This window comes from Oligella ureolytica DSM 18253 (genome assembly GCF_000373745.1).
Taxonomy (GTDB): Bacteria; Pseudomonadota; Gammaproteobacteria; order Burkholderiales; family Burkholderiaceae_B; genus Oligella; species Oligella ureolytica.
Genome location: NZ_KB892374.1, coordinates 1 through 1136 on the forward strand (window position 1 = coordinate 1; position 1136 = coordinate 1136).

2 protein-coding genes are annotated in these 1136 nt (G+C 41.8%); both read left to right on the forward strand.

The window, feature by feature from the left end; all coding sequences use genetic code 11:
* Positions 1-135: 135 nt before the first annotated feature.
* On the forward strand, positions 136-480 hold the full coding sequence (locus tag B092_RS14590) for a DUF2325 domain-containing protein (protein ID WP_018575727.1): 345 nt from the start codon (positions 136-138) through the stop codon (positions 478-480).
* A gap of 32 nt (positions 481-512) precedes the next feature.
* The gene (locus B092_RS0113385; RefSeq protein ID WP_018575728.1) at positions 513-713 is read left to right on the forward strand and encodes a hypothetical protein; all 201 of its coding nucleotides are present in this window, start codon (positions 513-515) and stop codon (positions 711-713) included.
* Positions 714-1136 lie beyond the last annotated feature (423 nt).

The following is a 1136-nucleotide window of genomic DNA, read 5'->3' on the forward strand; positions in this document are numbered from 1 at the left end:
CCCCGCCATAAATGACGGGGTATCTCGCGCAACATCTTGATGAAGTTTGATGTTTAGTGATTGCAAATGAGAATGATTATCAGTATAATTTCTATTAGTTATTAAATTAACCTATTGATAATTTAGGAGATAGTTATGACTGAGGCACTTGTAGTAGGCGCAGATCGTTTGGGTAATCTGTTGGATTTGCTTAAATCTCATAATATTAAAGTCAGACATCACATTACCGGTCGTGAGACAGCGCATCAGAAGCGCGTCGAGCACCTACCTAACGGTACTAACTTAGTTATTTTGTTGACTGATTTTCTGGGTCATAATGTGATGAAGTCCTATCGTTGTGCTGCTCAAAGGGCGGGAGTTCAGATTATGTGCTGCCGCCGCTCCAAGGGTAGTATGCAGCAAGCACTTGAACAGTGCGGATTTAAAACCGCATGTGCGACATGTCCTAATAATAAGTTAAACCAACAGCGTGCACACTAAGTGATAATCGTTTAGAGTTAGGAGGTTTGCTGATGAGCGGTGCGTTGACTTTTCAAAAGTGGTTTAGCCGATTAATTATTTTATTTGTTATTTGGAATTGTGTGGGATTACGCTATACCGTGAGTAGCAATACGCTGACTACTCACGCAGAAGCGTCAAACCCACAGGCTAGCCTAAGCCTCTTTATCAAGGAGGCACCCAGCTTGAAATTTATCTATACCGAAGTTAAGTAATCGCTGCTTAATGTTCTATATTTTCTGTATTTGCAAGCAGTCCTCGATGCTTTTAATATCATGAGGACTGTTCGGCGTCATTAGGCTTTTTTGATTCTTGCCGATTAGGGGGAATTCTTCCGGAGAGTAAGTGGCGTCGCCCTGCGCATTAATATACTTATTTTTATATTTTTCTGATAAATAAGTAAAGAGTGCGAGAGATACGTGGCAGTCGTCTGCCACAGTCACAATTTTTGGTGCGTTGATGGTTTCAAGCAATGTATCTATTAGGTGAATGAAGGTTCACTCACCTAATAGGTAGTAATAAATCATTCTGTCAATTCTGGCTGTCAACTACCCCGCCCTAAAGGGACGGAGCTTGTAAAAGCAAGCTGGGTTGACCAGGGTTAGCGGCTTGTTTGGTCGCTACGTTAACAACAGGTC

Excerpts from the sequence above, each read along its gene's own strand:
- B092_RS14590 (WP_018575727.1), top strand. The coding sequence starts at position 136 with ATGACTGAGGCACTTGTAGTAGGCGCAGATCGTTTGGGTAATCTGTTG.
- B092_RS0113385 (WP_018575728.1), top strand. The coding sequence starts at position 513 with ATGAGCGGTGCGTTGACTTTTCAAAAGTGGTTTAGCCGATTAATTATT.